This window comes from Micromonospora sp. NPDC051141, assembly GCF_044455765.1.
Taxonomy (GTDB): domain Bacteria; phylum Actinomycetota; class Actinomycetes; order Mycobacteriales; family Micromonosporaceae; genus Micromonospora.
In genome coordinates, this window is record NZ_JBITFD010000016.1 from 43,350 (window position 1) to 63,971 (window position 20,622).

Consider the following 20,622-nt stretch of genomic DNA (forward strand, 5'->3'; position numbering starts at 1 on the left):
ACATTGGCCAGGGTCGCACGAATGGGCAAGCCCGTTCGGCGGCCCGGCCGGAATCGATCGCGGAAAATGCGCCGCGGCCCGACGGATCGGCGTGATCCGGAAGGATCAGCGGGCGAGACCGCGCAGGAACCGCTCGGCGATCGGCACCGCGCTGGCGGTGCTGGAGCCGCCCTGCTCGACGAAGACGGCGAAGGCCACGTCGCCCTGCCAGCCCACGAACCAGGCGTGCGTGTGCGCCGGGTTGTTGTCGTACTCCGCGGTGCCGGTCTTGCCGTGCACCGGCTCGCCGGGCACCTTGGCCAGGGCGGTGGCGGTGCCGGCGGTGACCACGCCGCGCATCAGGGTCTTCAGCGCGGCCACCGACTCCGGCTTGAGCGCCGGCCCGGCCGGGGCGGGCTTGCCCGGCGCCGGGTCGAGCAGCAGCCTGGGTTGCTCGAAGCGGCCCCGCGCCACGGCCGCGGTGGCGCCGGCCATCGCCAGCGGGCTGACCAGCGTGGTGCCCTGCCCGATCGCGGCGGCGGCCTGCTCGGTGCGCTCCCCGTTCGCGGAGATCTTGCCGGTGAACACGTCCGCGCCCAGGTCCCACCCGGCCTCCAGCCCGAGCGTGCGGCCGGCCTGGGCGAGCCCGTCCGGGCCGAGCTGCGGGGCCAGCGCGGTGAAGGCGGTGTTGCAGGACTTCGCGAAGTCGGTGGCGAACGGCACCGCGCCGAGCGCGAAGTTGTCCGAGTTCTTGAAGATGCGCCCGTCGACCTCGGCGGTCTTCGGGCAGTTCACCGTGGTCTGCGGGGTCACCGCGCCGCGGTCGAGCAGGCCCAACGCGCTGACCATCTTGAACGTGGAGCCGGGCGGCACCTGGGCGGTGAACGCGAGGTTCTCGCCGGCCGCGCCGGGGCCGTTCGCGGTGGCCAGCACCGCGCCGTCGCTGATCCGCACCGCGACCAGCGCGGAGCGGCGGGTCTGGCCCCGCAGCGCGGCGTCGGCGGCGTTCTGGGTGGCCACGTCGAGCGTGGTCCGCACCGGCTGGCCGGGCTTCGGGTCGCTGCGGAACACCTCGGTGCCGGTGGGCTCGGTGGCGCCCTCGGCGGCGGGCCGCTCGGTGATCACGGTGACGCCGGGCACGCCGCGCAGCCGCTCGTCGTACCGGCCCTGGAGGCCGCCGTGGCCGACCAGGTCGCCGCGGGCGTACCGGTCGGGGTGGGCCTGGAGATCGTCGGCCTGGGCCTGGTCGACGGAGCCGAGCAGCGCCCGGGCGAACTCCCGGGTCGGGGCCAGCATGAGCTGGTCGGTGGGGAACCGGGTGCCGGGCAGGTCGTAGATGCGGGACTTGATCTGCCGGTACGCCTCGTCGCGCAGCGTCACCACCTCGACGAGCGCGTCCCGGTCGGCCTCCTTGAGCCGCTTCGGCAGGTCGCTGAGGTCGACCGGCGGGCTGAGCGCGGGCCGGACCGCCTTGAACGCGGCGTCGAGCTTGCGCACCAGGCCGGGCACGTCCTTCACCTCGCCGGGCGCGACCTGGACCCGGACCACCGGGCGGGGCGCCACGACGGGCTTGCCGGCGGCGTCCAGCACCGCGGCCCGCTCCGCGGGCTCCCGGCGCAGGGCGAGGCGGTCGCCCTCGGTCAGCTTCTCGTGCACCACGGCCGGCTCCCAGATCACCTGCCACTGGTCGCCGCTGCCCTTGAGGCGCACCGGGTTCTCGTAGGCCCAGCGGGCGCCGCCCGGCAGCGTCCAGGTCAGCCGGACCCGGGCGGTGGCGATGTCGCCGGCGGTCGTGACCTCGCCGGTGCGTTCCAGCGTCGGCGGCGTCGCGGCCAGGTCACCGGCGAGCGCCGTCAACTGCTTGGTCACCTCGGCCGCCGGCACCCGCGCGCCGGTCGGCGCGAGGAAGCCGACCGGTTGCAGGTCACCCGAGCGCCAGCCGCTCAGGAAGGCGTCGATGGTGCTCCCCGGCCCGTCCTCGCCGGAGCACCCGGTCACCGCGCCGGCGGCCAGCAGCGCGGCGACCAGTGCCGCGATCGGCCGGCGGCGGGATTGGCGACGGGGGTGGACGGGGTACGACAGGGGCATGAAGCGGTCCTCCGGTGTGAAGCTGACCTGCACGCTAGTACGCCACGTGGCTCCCCACCGCCCCGCCACCGCCCGCGGCGGGTTCAGAACTGGCATGTGGCAGTGTGATGAACATCGCCAGCCGGGGTAATCCGCGACCGGCCGACCACGGACCCGCAACAGGTGAAAGGGCACAGTCCCGATCCGGACGTCCGGCCGGTGGTCCGCCGACGGAGGGGCACAACGGCAGGGCCTAGGCTGGGCGGCAGAGTGACCCACAACGCGGTGGGTCGAGGGGAGTGGCACCGATGGACCGGCGTCCGGCGATCAAACCGGGACCCGATCTCCAGGCTGACACCAGCCGGGACGATGACAGCTTCGATTCGGCGACCGACGGGGACGGTTTCGGCCGTCTCGACACAGGAGTGACCGGCCTGACCGGTTCCAGCATCGACACCCTCTACGACCTGGGCCTGCCCGCGCAGGCACTGGCCGACGACGTGGAGGGCGCCGAGCTGGACGAGCCGGTGCCCAACGCGGAGCGGCTGGTCGCCCAGGCGGTCGCGCTGGCCGGCGACGACCACGACGCGGCCACGCTGGTGGACCGCTTCTGGCGGTTCGCGCCGGACGAGGAGCTGATCGGCTTCACCGCCGAGGAGATGCTGGAGGCGGCCCGGGCGCACCGGGACCTGGCCCAGCAGCGGGTGCCGGGCGAGCTGAAACTGCGCATCCACGAGCCGGACGCCGAGCAGCACCACACCGTGGTCGAGATCGTCACCGACGACATGCCGTTCCTGGTCGACTCGGTCACCGCGCTGCTGAACTCCCGCCACCTCGACGTGCACCTGCTGGTGCACCCGTTGGTCGTGGTCCGGCGGGAGCCGCTGGGCCGGCTCACCGAGGTCTCCGCGGACGTGGAACCGGACGACGCGATCGCCGGTGACCTGGTCGAGAGCTGGATGCGGATCGAGATCGACCCGGTCCGTGACCCGGCCGAGCGGGAGGCGGTGCGCCGCGAGCTCCAGCGGGTGCTCACCGACGTGCGGGAGGCCGTCGAGGACTGGCCCAAGATGCGGCAGCGGGCGTTGGCGCTCGCCGACGAGCTGGCCGCCGCGCGGACGTCGGACAGCCGCCCGCCGGTGCCGGAGAAGGACATCACGGACTCGGTGGAGTTGCTGCGCTGGCTCGCGCACGACCACTTCACGTTCCTCGGCTACCGGGAGTACCGCCTGGTCGACGCGGACGGGGCGGCCGGCGGGCAGGCTTTGGAGGCGGTCCTCGGCACCGGGCTGGGCATCCTGCGGTCCGACTCGCCGGAGGCCCGGTCGTTGAACTCGATGACCCCGGAGGCGCACGAGCGGGTGCTGGAGAAGCGCCTGCTCATCATCACCAAGGCCAACTCCCGGGCCACCGTGCACCGCTCGGCCTACCTCGACTACATCGGCTTCAAGATCTTCAACGACGCCGGTGAGGTGGTCGGGGAACGGCGCTTCCTGGGCCTGTTCTCCACCGCCGCGTACCGGACCAGCGTGCAGGAGCTGCCGGTGGTCCGCCGCAAGGTCGCCGAGGTGCTGGACCGTTCCGGCCTGAGCCTGCGCAGCCACTCCGGCAAGGACCTGCTCCAGATCCTGGAGACCTACCCGCGCGACGAGCTGTTCCAGATCAAGACCGACGACCTCTACCACGCGGTGATCGGCGTGCTGCGGATGGCCGGCCGCCGGCAGCTCCGGGTCTTCCTGCGCCGGGACGCGTACGGGCGGTTCATCTCCTGCCTGATCTACCTGCCCCGGGACCGGTTCACCACGCAGAACCGGCTGCGCATGCAGGACATCCTGCTGCGCGAGCTGAACGGCGTCGGCGTCGACTACACCACCCGGGTCACCGAGTCGATGCTGGCCCGGGTGCACTTCATCGTCCGCACCGACCCGAACAACCCGCCCGGCGAGATCGACGCCGACCTGCTCGCCGAGGAGCTGGCCGACGCCACCCGGCTCTGGGACGACGACTACCGGCTGGTGTTGGAGCGCAAGCTCGGTGACGAGCAGGCCAAGCACCTGTTCGCTCGGTACGCCGACGCGTTCCCGGAGGGCTACAAGGACGGGCACACGCCGTACGAGGCGATGAAGGACCTGGCCAAGCTGGAGCTGCTGGAGGAGCCCGGCCAGCTCGAGATGCACCTGTTCCGCAAGCAGGTGGCGCCGCGGGCCTACTCGGGCCGGGCGAACGACGGCGACGAGTCGCTGGACGTGCGGTTCAAGGTCTACCGGTACGGCGAGCCGATGATGCTCTCCGCCGTGCTGCCGGTGCTGCACTCGCTCGGCGTGAAGGTGGTCGACGAGCACCCGTACGAGGTGGAGCGCGTCGACGGCCGGATCTGGCTCTACGACTTCGGGCTGGAGCTGCCGGAACGGCACCAGGACCTGGCCGAGGTGCGCCCGCACGTGGAGAACGCGTTCGCCGCCGCCTGGCGGGGCGAGGCCGAGGTGGACGGCTTCAACGAGCTGGTGCTGCGCACCGGGCTCACCTGGCGGCAGGTGGTCGTGCTGCGCGCGTACGCGAAGTATCTGCGGCAGGCCGGCACCGTGTTCTCCCAGGAGTACATGGAACAGACGTTCATCGCGTACCCGAGCATCGCCGGGCTGCTGGTGCAGCTCTTCGAGATCCGGTTCGCGCCCAGCCCCATCACGATGGACGAGCGGCGCCAGCGCGGCGCCGAGCTGGTCGACGCGATCGGTGAGGCGCTGGACGAGGTGGCCAGCCTCGACCAGGACCGCATCCTGCGGGCCTTCCTGACGTTGATCCAGGCCACGCTGCGCACCAGCTTCTACCAGAAGCCGGTGGGCGGGCGGCCCAAGCCGTACGTGGCGTTCAAGCTGGACCCGCAGGCCATCCCGGACCTGCCGGCGCCGCGGCCGAAGTTCGAGATCTTCGTCTACTCGCCCCGGTTCGAGGGCGTGCACCTGCGGTTCGGGCCGGTGGCCCGGGGCGGCCTGCGCTGGTCCGACCGGCGCGAGGACTTCCGCACCGAGGTGCTGGGCCTGGTCAAGGCGCAGATGGTGAAGAACGCGGTGATCGTGCCGGTGGGCGCCAAGGGCGGCTTCGTGCTCAAGCAGAAGCCGGGCGACCGGGACGAGGCGGTGGTCTGCTACAAGGAGTTCATCTCCGCGCTGCTCGACGTCACGGACAACATCGTCAGCGGCGAGATCGTGCCGCCCGAGGACGTGGTCCGGCACGACGTCGACGACCCGTACCTGGTGGTGGCGGCGGACAAGGGCACCGCGACGTTCTCCGACATCGCCAACGAGATCTCCACCGCGCACCGCTTCTGGCTCGGTGACGCGTTCGCCTCCGGCGGCTCGGCCGGCTACGACCACAAGAAGATGGGCATCACCGCCCGGGGCGCCTGGGAGTCGGTGAAGCGGCACTTCCGGGAGCTGGGGCACGACACCCAGACCCAGGACTTCACCGTGGTCGGCGTCGGCGACATGTCCGGCGACGTGTTCGGCAACGGGATGCTGCTCTCCGAGCACATCCGGCTGGTGGCCGCGTTCGACCACCGGCACATCTTCCTGGACCCGGACCCGGACGCGGCCACCTCGTTCGCCGAGCGCAAGCGGCTGTTCGACCTGCCCCGGTCGTCCTGGGAGGACTACGACCCGGAGCTGATCTCGGCAGGCGGCGGCATCTTCCCGCGTACCGCGAAGTCGGTGCCGCTCACGCCGCAGGTCCGCGCGGTGCTCGGCCTCGACGACGACGTCACGCAGCTCAGCCCGCAGGAGCTGATGAAGGCGATCGTCACCGCGCCGGTGGACCTGTTCTGGAACGGTGGCATCGGCACCTACGTGAAGGCGTCGAAGCAGACCAACGCCGAGGTCGGGGACAAGTCCAACGACGCCATCCGGGTGGACGGCAAGAGCCTGCGCTGCCGGGTGGTCGGCGAGGGCGGCAACCTGGGCTTCACCCAGCAGGGCCGGATCGAGTACGCCGCCGGCGGCGGACGCATCTACACCGACTTCATCGACAACGCGGCCGGGGTGGACTGCTCCGACCACGAGGTCAACATCAAGATCCTGCTGAACACCGCGGTCGCCGACGGGGAACTGGACCGGCCGGAGCGGGACGAGCTGCTGGCCCAGATGACCGACGAGGTCGCCGAGCTGGTGCTGCGGGACAACTACGACCAGGCGCGGGCGCTCAACAACGCGCAGACCCAGGCCGCCTCGCTGCTCCCGGTGCACCGCCGGATGATCAACGAGCTGGAGCGGTCCGGTGCGCTGGACCGGGCGCTGGAGGCGCTGCCGTCGGACGAGGAGCTGGCGGTCCGCACCGAGACCGGGCTGACCCCGCCGGAGTTCGCGGTGCTGCTCGCGTACGTGAAGATCGTGCTGGAGCGGGAGATCGTCAGCGAGGGGCTGGCGGACGAGGAGTGGACGACCGACGTCCTGGTCAACTACTTCCCGACCCCGCTGCGGCAGCGCTTCGCCGACCGGATGGGCCGGCACCGGCTGCGCCGGGACATCGTCACCACGGTGCTTGTCAACGAGGCGATCAACCGGGGCGGCATCTCGTTCGTGTTCCGGGTGGTCGAGGAGACGGCCGCCTCGGCGGCGGACGTGCTGCGCGCGTACGTGGTGGTCCGCGAGGTGTTCGGGCTGGGCGAGCTGTGGAACGCGGTCGAGGCGCTTGACAACAAGGTCTCGCCCGAGTTGCAGACCGCCGTCTACCTGGACACCCGACGGCTGCTCGACCGCGCGGTGCGCTGGCTGGTCACCAACCGGCGCTCGCCGATCGACGTGCCGGCGGAGATCGCCCGGCTGCGCGACGGCGTGGCCCAGCTCATGCCGGATCTGGAGCACCTGTTTTGGGGCACCGAGCGGGAGGCGATCGCGGCGCACATCGAGACGCTGGTCGGCAAGGGGCTGCCGCGTGAGCTGGCCGTGCAGGCGACCCGCCTGATGTACAGCTTCGGCCTGCTCGACATCGTCGAGACGGCGAAGACGACCGGGCGGGAGGTGAGCGAGGTGGCCTCGGTCTACTTCGTGCTCTCCGACCGGTTCCGGGTGGACGCGCTGCTGTCGAAGATCTCCCTGCTGCCGCGGGAGGACCGCTGGCAGACGCTGGCCCGGATGGCGCTGCGCTACGACCTGTACGCCGCGCTTGCCGCGCTCACCGCGGAGGTGCTCAGCTCCACCTCGGACAGCCAGCCGCCGGTGGAGCGGGTGCAGGAGTGGGAGCAGGCGAACGCGACCTCGATCCACCGGGCGCACCGGGCGATGGGGGAGTTCGACGAGTCCCGCGCCGACCTGTCCGCCCTGTCCGTCCTGCTGCGCCAGATCCGTACCCTGGTCCGCACCTCCGCGGCGGCCTGACGCGTCTCGTCGTCCGGCCCGCTCGCTGATACACGGAAAGAGTGCCCATCGCGCTTCGGATGGGCACTCTTTCCGTGCCTGAGGTGGATCAGCGGGTCATCCGGGCGTAGACCACGATGTTGTTCAGGTAGCTGCCGGCGGTGCGGTCGAACACCCCGCCGCAGGTGACCACGCGTAGGCCGGGCACGGTGGACGGGCCGTAGACCTGTTCCGCCGGGAAGGCGGTCTTCGGGTACGACCGGACCTCCGCCACGGTGAACGTGACGGTCGAGCCGTCCTGCCGGGACACGGCGATGGTGTCGCCCGGCACCAGCGCGCCCAGGTTGAAGAAGACCGCCGGGCCGAGCTTGGCGGAGTCGACGTGCCCGACGATCACGGCGTTGCCGACCTCGCCCGGGCTGGCGCCGGGGGAGTACCAGCCCGCCTTCATCGCCTGGTCCAGCGGGGGCACCTGGACCGTTCCGTCCGGGTTGGTGCCGAGCGTCATGACCTCGGCACTGACCCCGATCCGGGGGATCACGACGGTGGTGGGCGCGGAGCGGGGCAGTGCGGCCGGGGCACCCGTGGGCCCGGTCGGCGCGGCGCCGGGGGCCACCGGCACGCTCCCGGGCGGTGTGCCCGGTGCGGTCCCGGACCCGGTCCCCGACGGCGTGCCCGGCGCGGTCCCGGGTGGGGTCCCCCACGGCGTGCCCGGCGCGGTCCCCGACGGCACTCCGGGTGGGGTCGCCGGCGTGGCACCGGAGGGCGTCCCCGGCACGGCGCCGGGTGGCGTGGCCGGGTCGGCGTAGGCGGTCGACGGGCCGTCCCAGGGCGCGCCGCCGTCGGCGTCCGGATCGGTGTCGGAGGCGGTCGGCGGGTCGGTGGCATCCGTCGTGCCGGCCGGTCCGGCCTGCGCGATCGGCTGCGGCGGGGTGGGCGGCGGGACGGTGCGGACGGACGCGCCGATCAGGCCGGAGCCCACCATGGCGAGCAGGACGACGACGGCCGCGCCGACGGCGCGCCACGGTTTCCCGTGACGGCCGCCGGCCCGGTTCGTCGTCCGGTCAGACCAGGCCACCGGCCCGCCGCCGACGCATCAGCACCAGCCCGCCGAGTGCGGCGGCGCCGATCATGCCGGCACCCCCGGTGGCAAGACCACGGTCCAGGCCGGTGGTGGCCATGCCGCCGTCACCGCCGTCGACCCCGCCCCGGGGCAGGACCACCAGTTCGCCCTCGCCGCAGGAGCCGTTCAGCTCGTAGCGGCCCGGGTGGACGTCCTCGGAGACGCGGGCCTCGCCGTAGTAGACGAAGTCCTTCCCGTGCTCCCAGCCGGCCTCGTCCTCGCCGTGGCCGTACCCCTTGTCGTCCTGCCGGTCGCCGTGGTGCTCGTCCTTGGCGTCCCTGCCCTGTTCGTCCTTGCTGGCCTCCGGCGGGGCGCCGTGCTCGTCCTTGGCGTCCCTGCCGTGCTCCTGCTTGGCGTCCTTGCCGTGCTCGTCCTTGTTGGCCTCGGACCGGGCACCGTGTCCGTCCTTGCCGTCGGCGCCGTGCTCGTCCCGGGTCCAGTCGGCGGCCGACCAGCCCGGCTCGGCGTCCTGGCCGTACTCCTCGTGGCCCTGCGGTCCGAGGTTCCCGGCGTCGGCGGCCATGCCGGCACCCGCACCGCCCGGCTTCGGCGCGTCGGCCGGCGGCTCCGGCATGCCCGCCTCGCCGGGACCGTGCCCGCCCTTGCCCTTCTCGTCCTTGCCCTCGGGGCCCTTGCCGTGTTCGTCCTTGCCGTGCTCGTCCTTGGCGTCCTTGCCGTGCTCGTCCTTGTCGGCCTCGGGCGGGGCACCGTGCCCGTCCTTGCCGTCGGGCCCCTGGTCCGCGTCCTCGGCCCGGTCGCCGCCCTGGTCGGCCCAGTCGCCGCCCTGGTCGGCCCAGTCCCCGTGCTCCCCGTCCCGGGCCGGGTGGAGGTCGACCTTGCCGGTCACCTTCGACCAGACGTAGGCGTGCTCCTGGGGCTCCGGGCAGATCTGGAGCAGTTCCACGGTGTCACCGGCCTTGACCACGTGCGGCTTGGCGATCACCTTGCCCTCGTCGTCGTGCCCGCCTGCGTAGGCCATTCCCGGGGTGAACACGAGAAGGCCCGCACCGCCGAGAGCGGCACCCGCGACGATCTTCCCGAGCATCTTGTCAGCCATACCAGCGTCACTCCATCCCTGTTCGTCCTGAGCCCGACGTCAGTCGAGCTACGGCCGACGTTAGACCTTTTCGCGAGCTATCCGGGGAAAGTTTCGTTTTTCGGCCTTTGTCGATGATGCCGCATTTCGCGTAGCCCCAGCACCCCCGAGCCCTCTGCGCCCTCTGTGCCTCCCGCCCGGTCCCCGCGCTCCCCGCACCCGGCGATCGACGATCGGTGATCATGGGTGGGGGTGGGGGTAGGGTCGGGGTGCGTATCGAGGCATTGCCATGGAAGCGCTCCCATGCAAGAATCGCTGCACGCGGTTCGGGGAGCCACACCGCGAGCACAGACGTCGAGGGCAACCGGTCTCACCGGACGACGTCGGGCTCCTTCGACCGGTCCTGCGGACCGGTCGGCACCACCACCACCCTCACGCCCGTCCGGGTCGGGCGTCCCCCGAAGTAACCCGTGGCGCGCACGGTCGTTCCCGCAGGGCCGACCACCGCCGCCATTCCGCCGGGCCGTACGCGGATCCGGTCTCGCCCAAGGAGATCAGTGGTATGAATCTGTGGAGAAGGCTGTCCGGCCGGAGCCGGACGCTCGCGCTCACCGGCGCCGGCGTCCTCGTGGCCGGCGGGCTGGTGACCCTCCCGGTCACCGCGGCACAGGCCGCGACGCAGTGCAGCGTGGACTACACCACCAGCGACTGGGCCGGTGGCTTCACCGCGAACGTGGTCATCAAGAACCTCGGTGACCCGGTCAGTTCGTGGACCCTCGGCTTCACGTTCGGCAACAGCAGCCAGCGCGTACAGCAGGGCTGGTCGGCGAAGTGGACCCAGAGCGGCCAGAACGTCACCGCGCAGAACGAGTCCTACAACGGCTCGCTGGGCACCGGCGCCAGCACCAGCATCGGGTTCAACGGCGCGTGGAGCGGCAGCAACCCGAAGCCGACGCAGTTCACGCTCAACGGCACGGTCTGCAACGGCGGCACGCCGCCCACCAGCACCCCGCCGACGAGCACGCCGCCGACGAGCACGCCGCCCACCAGCACCCCGCCCACCACCCCGCCGCCCACCACCACCCCGCCGCCGGGGCAGAAGGTGGACAACCCGTATGCCGGGGTCAAGGGGTACGTGAACCCGGAGTGGAAGGCCAAGGCCGAGTCGGTGGCCGGTGGCAACCGGGTGTCGAACAACCCGACCGCGGTCTGGCTCGACCGGATCGCCGCCATCAACGGCACCACGGACAGCAGCTCCAACGGCGCGATGGGCGTCCGCGCCCATCTGGACGCCGCGCTCGCCCAGGGCGCCGGCTACATCCAGTTCGTCATCTACAACCTGCCGGGCCGGGACTGTGCCGCGCTCGCCTCCAACGGTGAGCTGGGCCCGGACGAGCTGCCGCGCTACAAGTCCGAGTACATCGACCCGATCGCCGCGATCCAGGCCGACGCGAAGTACAAGAACCTGCGGATCATCAACATCATCGAGATCGACTCGCTGCCCAACCTGGTGACCAACACCTCGGGCAACGCGGGCGGCACCGCGATGTGCGACACGGTCAAGGCCAACGGCGCGTACGTCAACGGCGTGGGTTACGCCCTCGCCAAGCTCGGCGCGATCGGCAACGTCTACAACTACATCGACGCCGCGCACCACGGCTGGATCGGCTGGGACAGCAACTTCGGCCCGGTCGCCGACCAGCTCAAGGCCGCCGCCGTCGCGTCCGGCAGCACCGTGAAGAACGTGACCGGCTTCATCGTCAACACGGCGAACTACTCCGCGCTCAAGGAGCCGTACATCAAGATCACCGACTCGGTGAACGGCCAGACCGTGCGGCAGTCCAAGTGGATCGACTGGAACCAGTACGTCGACGAGCTCTCGTTCGCCCAGGCGTTCCGGCAGAAGCTGGTCTCGGTCGGCTTCGACAGCAACATCGGCATGCTGATCGACACCTCCCGCAACGGTTGGGGCGGCACCGCCCGGCCCACCGGCCCGGGCCCGCTGACCAGCGTGGACGCCTACGTCAACGGTGGCAAGGTCGACCGCCGCATCCACCTCGGCAACTGGTGCAACCAGGCCGGCGCGGGTCTCGGCGAGCGGCCGAAGGCGGCGCCGGAGTCCGGCATCGACGCCTACGTCTGGGTGAAGCCCCCGGGTGAGTCGGACGGCTCCAGCAAGGAGATCCCGAACAACGAGGGCAAGGGCTTCGACCGGATGTGCGACCCGACGTACACCGGCAACGCCCGCAACGGCAACAACCTCTCCGGCGCCCTGCCGGACGCGCCGATCTCCGGCGCCTGGTTCCCGGCCCAGTTCGCGCAGCTCATGCAGAACGCCTACCCGGCGCTGTAGAGCCCCGCGGCCGGACCACCCGCCGCGGCGGGAGTGAGGCACCGCCGCGCGGGTTTCCCCGGGCCCCTGGTCGACGCCCACGTCGACCAGGGGCCCCCGGCCGTTCCGGGTCAGGGCACCGTCTTCTCGATCGCCGCCTGGCCCAGCTCGGCCAGGTCACGGCGGGCCCGCTCGACGTTCTCCGGGGTCACGTCCTGGCCGCGGGCCCGGACCAGGTCCTCCGGTTCCCAGGGCTGCTCGGCGCCGGTACGGATGTTGTCCCCGCCCGCGCCGGTGCCGGTGCCGGTCGCGCCGGTGCCGGCCGCGTACGGGTCGCCGAGGATGTCCGGCGAGCCGGTGTCGGCCACCGCGCCGTCCGGCTCGGCGAACGCGGGATTGTCCGGATCGGTGCCGCCACCGCGGAACTGCGGCACCGTGCTGTCGTCCGCCACCGCGGCGGCCACCTCGGGGGTCTCCTCCAGCGGTCGCTCGCCACCGGGGTCACGATCGGTCATGCTGCTGCCTCCTGTCCCCATCCGTGCCTGGTGTACCCGGTGCGACGCCGGGCATGCCGGCGGGGCCGGTGCGGGGATCCGGTGCGGATCAGGACCCGTTGGAGCGCGTCGACGGGGCCTCGGTCGGGCGCAGCCGCTGCCAGAGCAGCATGAGCAGCCCGAATACCAGCATCGCCGCCCCGGCCCACAGGTTGATCCGCAACCCCTGCGCCTTGTCGATCTCGGCCGACGAGTCGAACAGCCCCATCAGCCCGACGATCAGCCCGTACGCGACGAACAGCCCACCGATGACCCGGCGGATGTCGAACAGCCGGGCCGCGGCGGAGTGCTCCTCCCGGGCGTCCTCGGTCTCGTCGACAAGCGGGTCGTGGGCCTCGCCGTCGGAGTAGCGGTCCGCGTTGTCTGCCATGACGTGGGTCCCTTCCTCAGAAGACCGGGATGTAGAAGAGGGCGGCGAGCACCACGGCGACGACGCCGAGCAGCACCGGGGAGCGGTACCACGCCGCGTCGCCGGCCAGCGAGTCGTCGGCGAGCGTGGTGTCGCTGAGGCCGTACACCAGGCCGGTCAGCTCCTCGTCGGTTTTCGGTCGGGTCAGTGGCGTGATGATCGCGGCCACCACGGCGACGGTGACGAAGGCCAGGCCGGCGCCCCAGAAGCTCTCCTCCAGGTCCGAGTTGAAGCTGATCACGCCGGTCTTGTAGAGCACGTACGTCGCGACCGCCACCACGGTGCCGGCCAGCAGCGACCAGAAGCCGGCCAGCGCGCTCATCCGCCGCCAGAACATGCCGATGATGAACGTGCCGAACAGCGGCGCGTTGAAGACCGAGAACAGCGCCTGGATGTAGTTCATGATGTTGCTGAAGCCGGCCGCGATGAATGCGGTGCCGATGCCCACCACCACCGCGATCACGGTGGCGATCCGGCCCACCTTCACGTAGTACCCGTCCGGGCGGTCCCGCCGGAAGTACGCCTGCCAGATGTCGTACGTGAAGACGGTGTTGAACCCGCTGACGTTGGCCGCCATGCCGGCCATGAACGACGCCACCAGGCCGGTGACCGCGATGCCGAGCACGCCGTTGGGGAGCAGGTCGCGCATGAGCAGCGGGATGGCGTTGTTGTAGACCAGGTCGCCCTGGTCGGCGCCCAGCCCCTTGACCGTGATCAGGGCGATCAGGCCGGGAATCACGGTGACCAGCGGGATGAGCAGCTTCGGGTACGCCCCGATGATCGGCGTACGCCGGGCGGCGCTCATGTTCCGCGCCGACAGGGCGCGCTGCACCTCGGCGAAGTTGGTGGTCCAGTAGCCGAAGGAGAGCACGAAACCGAGGCCGAAGACGATGCCCAGCCAGTGCGCGCCGAGCGGGTTGTCGGTGCTGCCGGTGCCCTGCCAGGCGTGCAGACCGGCCTCGCCGAGCTTGGACTCGCGTACCGCGTCCATCAGGCCGCTCACGCCGCCGACCTTGACCAGGCCGATCACCGTGATCGGCACCAGGCCGGCGATGATCACGAAGAACTGGAGCACCTCGTTGTAGATCGCCCCGGACAGCCCGCCGACGGTGATGTACGCCAGCACGATCACCGCGCCGACCACGATCGCGATCCAGAGCGGCCAGCCCAGCAGCGCCTGCATGATCAACGCCAGCGCGTAGAGGTTGACTCCGGCGATCAGCACCTGGGCGACCGCGAAGCTGATCGCGTTGAGCAGGTGGGTGGGGCGGTTGAAGCGCAGTCGCAGGTACTCCGGGACGCTGCGGACCTTCGAGCCGTAGTAGAACGGCATCATCACGATGCCGAGGAAGACCATCGCCGGCACCGCGCCGATCCAGTAGTAGTGCACCGTCATGATGCCGTACTGGGCGCCGTTGGCGGCCATGCCGATGATCTCCAGCGCGCCCAGGTTCGCCGAGACGAACGCCAGACCGGTGACCCAGGCGGGCAACGACCGCCCGGACAGGAAGAAGTCGACGCTGGTCTTGATGGCGCGACGGGCGGCGAAGCCGACCCCCAGCACCGTGACGAAGTAGAGCGCCAGGATCAGGTAGTCCAGGGCGTTCATGTTCAACCGTAGGCCGCTGCCCATGCCTGTTGCTCCCCTCGTGTGGGTGCGTGCTGCGGCGGCAGGTACCCCGATCGCGACGTTTCATGCCTACTGGTCGATCCGCAGTGCGCGACGGAGCCCCGACCGGGTGACCGGCCGGGGCTCCGTCGCGGGTGCGGGGCGTCAGCGGCCCAGTACGCGGTCCAGGAAGTCGCGGTAGCCGCGCACCGCCACCCGGAGCTGCTCGGTGTCCCCGGACTCCTGCCAGGTGCCGAGCCGGCTGCGCTTCTCCCGCAGCGCCGTGGACAGCGCCTCGATCGCCTCCTCGACGAGCGACTCCGCCTCGCCGACCGCGGCCTTCGGGTCGTCCACGAAACGCAGCTGGACGTCGCGCCAGCGGTCCCGGAAGCCCTGCGCCGCGTCCGGGTCGAACAGCGTGGCCGCGTTCGCCGGCACGGCGCCGGACGTGGCCCGGCCCGCCCCGGCCACCGCCGCGTCCGCCGCGTCGCCGGTCGGCGTCACGCCCGCCGCGTCGCTGGCCGCCACCGCGCCGACCTCGCCGCCGGTCACGGTCGCGCCCGCCGGGCCGCCGGCCGCCGTCGTGCTGCCGGTCGCCGTGCCTGCCGCCGCGAGGGCGGCGTCCCGGTCGGCGGTGTCGTGGTGCCGGCCGGAACCGTCGGCGTCGGCGCCCGCCGCGACCGGCACGGAATCCGGGTCGACCAGGCCCGGCTCGGGGCTGCCGTATCCGACCGCGCCGGCGGCGACCGCGTCGTCGGAGTCCCGGTCGGCGGTCACCCGGTCGTGGCGCCGGTCCGCGTCGGCGGTCACCGTGTCGTCGTCCCGGTCGATGACGTCCGCGTCCCGGTCGATGACGTCCGCGTCCCGGTCCGCGTCGGCGTGTCCGGCCGCCCAACGGTCCCGGTCGTGCAGCCGGTCCCCGGCGGTCGGGTCGGCCCGCTCGTCGTCCAGCGGGTCGGTACGCCCCGGCGCGCCGTCGCCCGGCGCGGCGGTGTCCTCACCACGCGCGTCCCGCTCGTCCTGCGGACGACCGCCGGCCAGCGCCGAGGCGGCCACCGCGTCGCCCACCGTGGCCGCGCCGAACGCCGTCGGCAGCGGCGCCGGCTCGTGGAAGGCGGGCCGCTCGCCGTCCCGCGTCCCGTCGGCGTCGTCCGACCGGTCCGCCGCGTCGCGCAACTCGTCGGCGTCGTACGCCCGGGTCTCGTCGGGCCGGGCGTCCGGTCCGTCGGTCACGGCCGGGTCGTCGAACGTGCCCCGGTCGTCGAGCGCGTCCTCCGGAACCTCGGCCCGGCCGGCGCGGTCGGTCCCCGACCGGTCGGCGTGGGCGCGGTCGTCCGGCGGCGGGACCGGCACCGGCGCGGATCGTACGGTCTCCGGGTGCTCCGGCGTGACCTGCTGCTCTTCGTGGCGCATGGCGGCGGCTCCTCAGCGGCTCGTGGCGTCGTGCTCGGGGTCGGGATCGGGGTGGCGCTGCTCCGGCGAGCGCTGGCCGACCGGGTCCGCGCCGAGCAGGTCGGCGAAGAGGGCCCGGTAGTGCACCAGCGCCTGGCGGAGATCCTCGGTGCCGGCCTCGCCGCGTTCGTTGCGCTGCCGGATCTCGTGGGCGTCGCGGTAGTGGGTGAGCGTGCGGGCGTGCTCGACGGAGAGATGGGCGATCTGGTCGGAGAAGTCCCCGGTGGGGTATCCGCGCTCCGCGATCAGGTGACTGACCAGCTCGTCGGCGTCGCCGACGGTTTCGGCCGGCGAGTCCACGAAACGCACCTGGAGTTCCTCCCAGGCGGCGGCGTAACGGGCCCGGGACTCCGGGGTGAGCGGGGTCAGCTCCAGCTCGGCGTGCCGACGCTCGCGCTCCCGCAGCTCCCGCTCGGCGGCGCCGCGGCTGTCCTGCTCGGCGACGACCCGGTCGTACTCCGGGCCGAAGCGCTGCCGCAGCGCCCGTCGGCGGTTCGCGACCACGGCGAACGCGACCAACGCGGCGACCACGGCGACGACGATGACTATGACGACTACCTGCGTGGGCGACATGGCTCCTCCTTCGCCAGCTGGTATTCCCTCCTCCGGGTGATCGCCAATCCCGTTCCGGGGCACTTTCCCGGGTCGGGTGCCCGGCGCGCGGCCCGCGCCCGCCGGTCCGGCCAGGCGACGGGGGTCCGACGGGGCCCGCCAAGACCATCTCGGACCGTAGTGAGCGGCGAGACGGCCGGTAGTGCATCCGTCGGGGATTACGTATCCTGCCCAAGGCGTCCGGGCCGGGTCCCGGCGTCGTGGCCGTCGACCTGCCGGCCACTGCCGGCGCCACCCAGCGAACCTTCCCGGGCGAGGTCTGATTGAACACCCGCGACTGGCCGATCCGCGCCAAGCTGACCGCGCTGGTCATCGGCCCGGTGACCGGGCTGCTGGCACTGTGGATCTTCGCCACCACGCTCGCCTTCGGGCCCGCGCTCGACCTGCTCGCCACCCGCACCCTGCTGTACGACCTGGGCCGGCCGGGCGAGAACGTGGTGGCCGAGTTGCAGCGGGAACGGCGGCTCTCCGTGGTCCAGCTCGCCGGGGACGGCGTCCTGCCGGAGCTGGCCGCGCAACGCGACCGCACCGACGGGGCCGTCACCGAGCTGCGCCGCCGGATCGACGGCGAGGCGTTGCGCGACGCGGCCGACGACCAGCTCGACGCGCGCCTCGACCAACTGGGCTCAGCGCTGGAGGCGCTCCCCGCGGGGCGGGTCTTCATCGACGACCGGAAGGTCGACCGGGCCGGCGCGGTCGGGCTCTACAGCGGCATGATCGGTTCGGCGTTCCAGGCGTTCTCCGCCATGGCGATGCTGCCCGACGTGCGGCTCAACCGGGAGGCGTCGGCGCTCACCGCGCTGGGCCGCTCCCGGGAGCTGCTCGGTCAGGCCGACGCGCTGCTGGCCGGCGCCGTCACCGCCGGCCGGTACGCCGACGGCGAGCACGAGCAACTGGTGCGCACCGTGGAGAACCAGCGGTTCCTGGCCGAGAACGCGGTCGCCGACCTGCCGCCCGACGAGCGGGCCGGCTACCAACGACTCACCGAGGGCGCCGCGTTCCTCCGGTTGCGCGCGCTCCAGGACGCGCTGATCCGCGCCGACGACCTCCCCGCCGGGTTCGACGTCCGGGCCTGGGAGGCCGGACACGCAGAGGTCTGGCAGGGCCTGCGGGACTTCGAGTTGCGCGGCGCGGACAGCCTCGCCGAACGGTCGGTGCCGATCGCGGTACGCATCCTGGTCCAGCTCGCCGCCGCCGGCGTGCTCGGCCTCCTCGCCATCGTGGTCTGCGTGCTGGTGGCGCTGCGGGTCGGCCGGTCGCTGGCGCACCGGCTGACCGGCGTCCGCACCGCCGCGACCGAGGTGGCCGAGCAGCGGCTGCCCGACGTGGTCGCCCGGCTGCGCCGGGGCGAGGAGGTCGACGTCGACCGCGAGGCCCCGGAGCTGGATCACGGCGGGGACGAGATCGGCCAGGTGGCGCGCGCCTTCAACGAGGTACGCCGGACCGCCGTCCGGGCCGCGGCCGACGAGGTCACCCTGCGCCGCGGCTTCAACGAGGTCATCCTCAACCTCGCCCGGCGCAGCCAGGGCCTGGTGCACCGGCAGTTGGCGCTGCTGGACCGGCTGGAGCGGCGCACCGAGGATCCGGACGAGTTGGCCGGGCTGTTCCAGGTCGACCACCTCGCGACCCGGCTCCGCCGGCACGCCGAGGACCTGGTCATCCTGGCCGGGGCCGCGCCCGGCCGGGGTTGGCGTCGGCCGGTCGCCGCGGTGGACGTGATGCGCGGGGCGATCTCCGAGGTCGAGGCGTACGACCGGGTCGACGTGGGCGAGGTGCAGCCGGCCGGGGTGCTCGGCCGGGCCGTCGGCGACGTCATCCACCTGCTCGCCGAACTGATCGAGAACGCGACTGCTTTCTCCCCGCCGGGCACCCGGGTGGACGTCACCGGCCGGACCGTGCCGGGCGGCTACACCATCGAGATCACCGATCGAGGGCTCGGCATGTCGCCACCGGTCATGGCCACCGCCAACCGCAAGCTGGCCGCCCCGCCCGAGTTCGACCCGACCGACAGCGCCCGACTGGGCCTGTTCGTGGTGGCCCGGTTGGCCGCGCGGCACGGCGTCCGGGTGGAGCTGCGGCGGGGCCGGCCTTCCGGGACGATCGCGGCGGTCCTCGTCCCGTCGGATCTGATCACCGACGAGCCACCGGTCGGCCCGGACGCCACCGCCGGCCCGGAGCGGCGGCGGATGGCGAAGGTGAGCCGGCTGACCACGGTGCCGCGCGGGCGGCCCACCCGACCGGGCCGGGAGCGTCCCGAGTCCACCGTCATCCCGTTGCCGGCCGCCCGGGCGTCGACCGTGGAACCACCCGCCGACGGCGACGGCCTGCCCCGGCGGGTGCGCCGGCGCGGCCCGGCGCGGCCCCGCGCGGTGGTCACCGACACCCCGGCGAGCCGCCCGCCGGAGGAGGCCCGCCGCACCATGTCCGCGTTGCAGGCCGGCACCGCACGCGGACGCCGGGACGGCACGCGTGCCACCGGCAACCCGACGGTCGCGCGGATCCGGGACGCCGTTCCCGACCCGCCCACCGACGTGCCGGTGGACCCCGGTAGGCCGGCCCCCGCGCCGGAGCCGGCCCCGGAGCCCTCCTCGCCGGCGTCGGACCAACGAACCGCGACTGAGAGGGACGCCTAGTGGTGCACACGACGCGGCAGAACGCCGATCTCGACTGGCTGCTCGACGACCTGGTGGAGCGGGTGCCCGCCGCCAGCCGGGCGGTGGTGCTCTCGGCGGACGGGCTGCTGCTCGGCGCCTCCACCGACCAGGACCGCACCGACGCGGAGCACCTCTGCGCGCTGGCCTCCGGTTTCTCCGGGCTGGCCAAGGGGGCCACCCGGCACCTGGGCGGCGGCGCGGTCCGGCAGACGGTGGTGGAGATGGAGTCGGCGTACCTGTTCGTCACGGCCGCCGGGCAGGGCGCCTGCCTGGCCGTGGCCAGCGACGCGGACGCCGACATCGGCCTGGTGGCGTACGAGATGGCGATGCTGGTGATCCGCGTCGGGGAGAACCTGGCCGCGCCGGCCCGGATCCCGGGGGAGCCCTCCGATGCGAGCTGAGTGGCCCGGGCCGCAGCACGAGTGGCTCGACGCCGACGCCGGCCCGGTGGTCCGTCCGTACACGCTCACCGGCGGCCGGGTGCGCCCGCCGGTCGACGGGTTCGACCTGTTGGCGTTCGTGCTGGCCACGTCCGCGGCCGAGCCGGCCGGGGTGCCCGGTCTCCAGCCGGAACACCGTCGCCTGGTGGAGCTGGCCCGGCGGCCGAAGGCCGTCGCCGACCTCGCCGCCGACCTGGACCTCGCCGTGGGCGTGGTCCGGGTGCTGCTCGGCGACCTCCTCGCCCATGGGTTCGTCGCGGTGCACCGGCCACCGGCCACCGCGTACCTGCCCGACGACAACATCCTCAAGGCGGTGGTCAATGGACTCCGTGCGCTTTGACCCGGAGCCGGCCGCGTCGCGGGTGCCGCTGGCCCTGAAGATCCTCATCGCGGGTGGCTTCGGCGCCGGCAAGACGACGCTGGTGAGCGCGTTGAGTGAGGTCCGCCCGTTGCAGACCGAGGAGGTGCTGACCGGGGCCGGTCTGGGCACCGACGACGTCTCCGGGGTGGAGCAGAAGTCGACCACCACGGTGGCGATGGACTTCGGCCGGATCACCATCAACGACGACCTCCAGGTCTACCTGTTCGGCACCCCGGGCCAGGACCGCTTCTGGTTCCTCTGGGACGAGCTGGCGTTCGGCGCGCTGGGCGCGGTGGTGCTGGCCGACACCCGCCGGCTGGCCGACTGCTTCCCCTCGATCGACTACTTCGAGCAGCGGGGCATCCCGTTCGTGGTGGGGGTCAACTGTTTCGACGGCTCCCGGCAGTTCGGCCTGGAGGCGGTCCGCGACGCGTTGGACCTCGACCCGGACGTTCCGCTGGTGCTCTGCGACGCCCGGGACCGGCAGTCCGGCAAGCTGGTGTTGATCACACTGGTCGAGCACGTGGCCCGGCAGCGCGGCGAGCCGGTGCCGGTGGGCTGATCCGGCCCGCCGGTCGGGGCGGCGTTCGACGACTGACCGGGCGACCACCCGGGAAGCCTGGTTGGATCGCAGCAGGACCGACGG

At 72.7% G+C, this 20,622-nt stretch carries 14 protein-coding genes; 6 read left to right on the forward strand and 8 right to left on the reverse strand.

Features of this window, described 5'->3' with window-relative positions; genetic code table 11:
• Positions 1 to 105: 105 nt before the first annotated feature.
• Positions 106 to 2,067, reverse strand: coding sequence for a penicillin-binding transpeptidase domain-containing protein (locus ACIA6B_RS26385; RefSeq protein ID WP_396777308.1), 1,962 nt, complete (start codon positions 2,065 to 2,067; stop codon positions 106 to 108).
• 287 nt (positions 2,068 to 2,354) lie between these two features.
• Between ACIA6B_RS26385 and ACIA6B_RS26390 the strand changes: the two genes are divergently transcribed.
• Positions 2,355 to 7,415, forward strand: a complete 5,061-nt coding sequence (locus tag ACIA6B_RS26390; RefSeq protein WP_396777310.1) for an NAD-glutamate dehydrogenase — start codon at positions 2,355 to 2,357, stop codon at positions 7,413 to 7,415.
• An 88-nt stretch (positions 7,416 to 7,503) separates the two neighbouring features.
• Here ACIA6B_RS26390 and ACIA6B_RS26395 read toward each other — a convergent pair whose 3' ends face one another.
• Both ACIA6B_RS26395 and ACIA6B_RS26400 read right to left on the reverse strand, forming a co-directional pair.
• On the reverse strand, positions 7,504 to 8,379 hold the full coding sequence (locus ACIA6B_RS26395) for a class F sortase (protein WP_396777510.1): 876 nt from the start codon (positions 8,377 to 8,379) through the stop codon (positions 7,504 to 7,506).
• Positions 8,380 to 8,458: 79 nt separating this feature from the next.
• Positions 8,459 to 9,574: a hypothetical protein gene (locus ACIA6B_RS26400; RefSeq protein WP_396777312.1), complete on the reverse strand. Its 1,116-nt coding sequence runs from the start codon at positions 9,572 to 9,574 to the stop codon at positions 8,459 to 8,461.
• A 541-nt stretch (positions 9,575 to 10,115) separates the two neighbouring features.
• Here ACIA6B_RS26400 and ACIA6B_RS26405 point away from each other — a divergent pair.
• On the forward strand, positions 10,116 to 11,906 hold the full coding sequence (locus ACIA6B_RS26405) for a glycoside hydrolase family 6 protein (RefSeq protein ID WP_396777315.1): 1,791 nt from the start codon (positions 10,116 to 10,118) through the stop codon (positions 11,904 to 11,906).
• A gap of 110 nt (positions 11,907 to 12,016) precedes the next feature.
• On the opposite strand, the gene ACIA6B_RS26410 is transcribed toward ACIA6B_RS26405, so the two are convergent.
• The 5 genes from ACIA6B_RS26410 to ACIA6B_RS26430 all read right to left on the reverse strand — a co-directional run bounded on the left by ACIA6B_RS26410 (position 12,017) and on the right by ACIA6B_RS26430 (position 16,482).
• Positions 12,017 to 12,400: a hypothetical protein gene (locus tag ACIA6B_RS26410; protein WP_396777316.1), complete on the reverse strand. Its 384-nt coding sequence runs from the start codon at positions 12,398 to 12,400 to the stop codon at positions 12,017 to 12,019.
• Positions 12,401 to 12,488: 88 nt separating this feature from the next.
• Positions 12,489 to 12,809: a hypothetical protein gene (locus ACIA6B_RS26415; protein WP_396777318.1), complete on the reverse strand. Its 321-nt coding sequence runs from the start codon at positions 12,807 to 12,809 to the stop codon at positions 12,489 to 12,491.
• Between the two features lie 16 nt (positions 12,810 to 12,825).
• Positions 12,826 to 14,481 carry a sodium:solute symporter family protein gene (locus tag ACIA6B_RS26420; protein ID WP_396777320.1) on the reverse strand — a complete coding sequence of 552 codons (1,656 nt, stop codon included), beginning with the start codon at positions 14,479 to 14,481 and terminating at the stop codon, positions 12,826 to 12,828.
• A gap of 141 nt (positions 14,482 to 14,622) precedes the next feature.
• Positions 14,623 to 15,870 carry a hypothetical protein gene (locus ACIA6B_RS26425; protein ID WP_396777322.1) on the reverse strand — a complete coding sequence of 416 codons (1,248 nt, stop codon included), beginning with the start codon at positions 15,868 to 15,870 and terminating at the stop codon, positions 14,623 to 14,625.
• Positions 15,871 to 15,882: 12 nt separating this feature from the next.
• Positions 15,883 to 16,482 carry a hypothetical protein gene (locus ACIA6B_RS26430; protein ID WP_396777323.1) on the reverse strand — a complete coding sequence of 200 codons (600 nt, stop codon included), beginning with the start codon at positions 16,480 to 16,482 and terminating at the stop codon, positions 15,883 to 15,885.
• Between the two features lie 302 nt (positions 16,483 to 16,784).
• Between ACIA6B_RS26430 and ACIA6B_RS26435 the strand changes: the two genes are divergently transcribed.
• The 4 genes from ACIA6B_RS26435 to ACIA6B_RS26450 are packed head-to-tail and all read left to right on the forward strand — an operon-like array spanning position 16,785 to position 20,538.
• Complete coding sequence (locus tag ACIA6B_RS26435; RefSeq protein ID WP_396777325.1) at positions 16,785 to 19,154, forward strand: nitrate- and nitrite sensing domain-containing protein; 2,370 nt, start codon at positions 16,785 to 16,787, stop codon at positions 19,152 to 19,154.
• Positions 19,154 to 19,576: a roadblock/LC7 domain-containing protein gene (locus ACIA6B_RS26440; RefSeq protein WP_396777327.1), complete on the forward strand. Its 423-nt coding sequence runs from the start codon at positions 19,154 to 19,156 to the stop codon at positions 19,574 to 19,576. The genes ACIA6B_RS26435 and ACIA6B_RS26440 overlap by 1 nt, the downstream gene beginning before the upstream one ends.
• On the forward strand, positions 19,566 to 19,955 hold the full coding sequence (locus tag ACIA6B_RS26445; RefSeq protein ID WP_396777328.1) for a DUF742 domain-containing protein: 390 nt from the start codon (positions 19,566 to 19,568) through the stop codon (positions 19,953 to 19,955). The genes ACIA6B_RS26440 and ACIA6B_RS26445 overlap by 11 nt, the downstream gene beginning before the upstream one ends.
• Positions 19,936 to 20,538 (forward strand): ATP/GTP-binding protein, encoded by a 603-nt coding sequence (locus ACIA6B_RS26450; RefSeq protein ID WP_281937509.1) that lies wholly within the window; start codon positions 19,936 to 19,938, stop codon positions 20,536 to 20,538. The genes ACIA6B_RS26445 and ACIA6B_RS26450 overlap by 20 nt, the downstream gene beginning before the upstream one ends.
• Positions 20,539 to 20,622 lie beyond the last annotated feature (84 nt).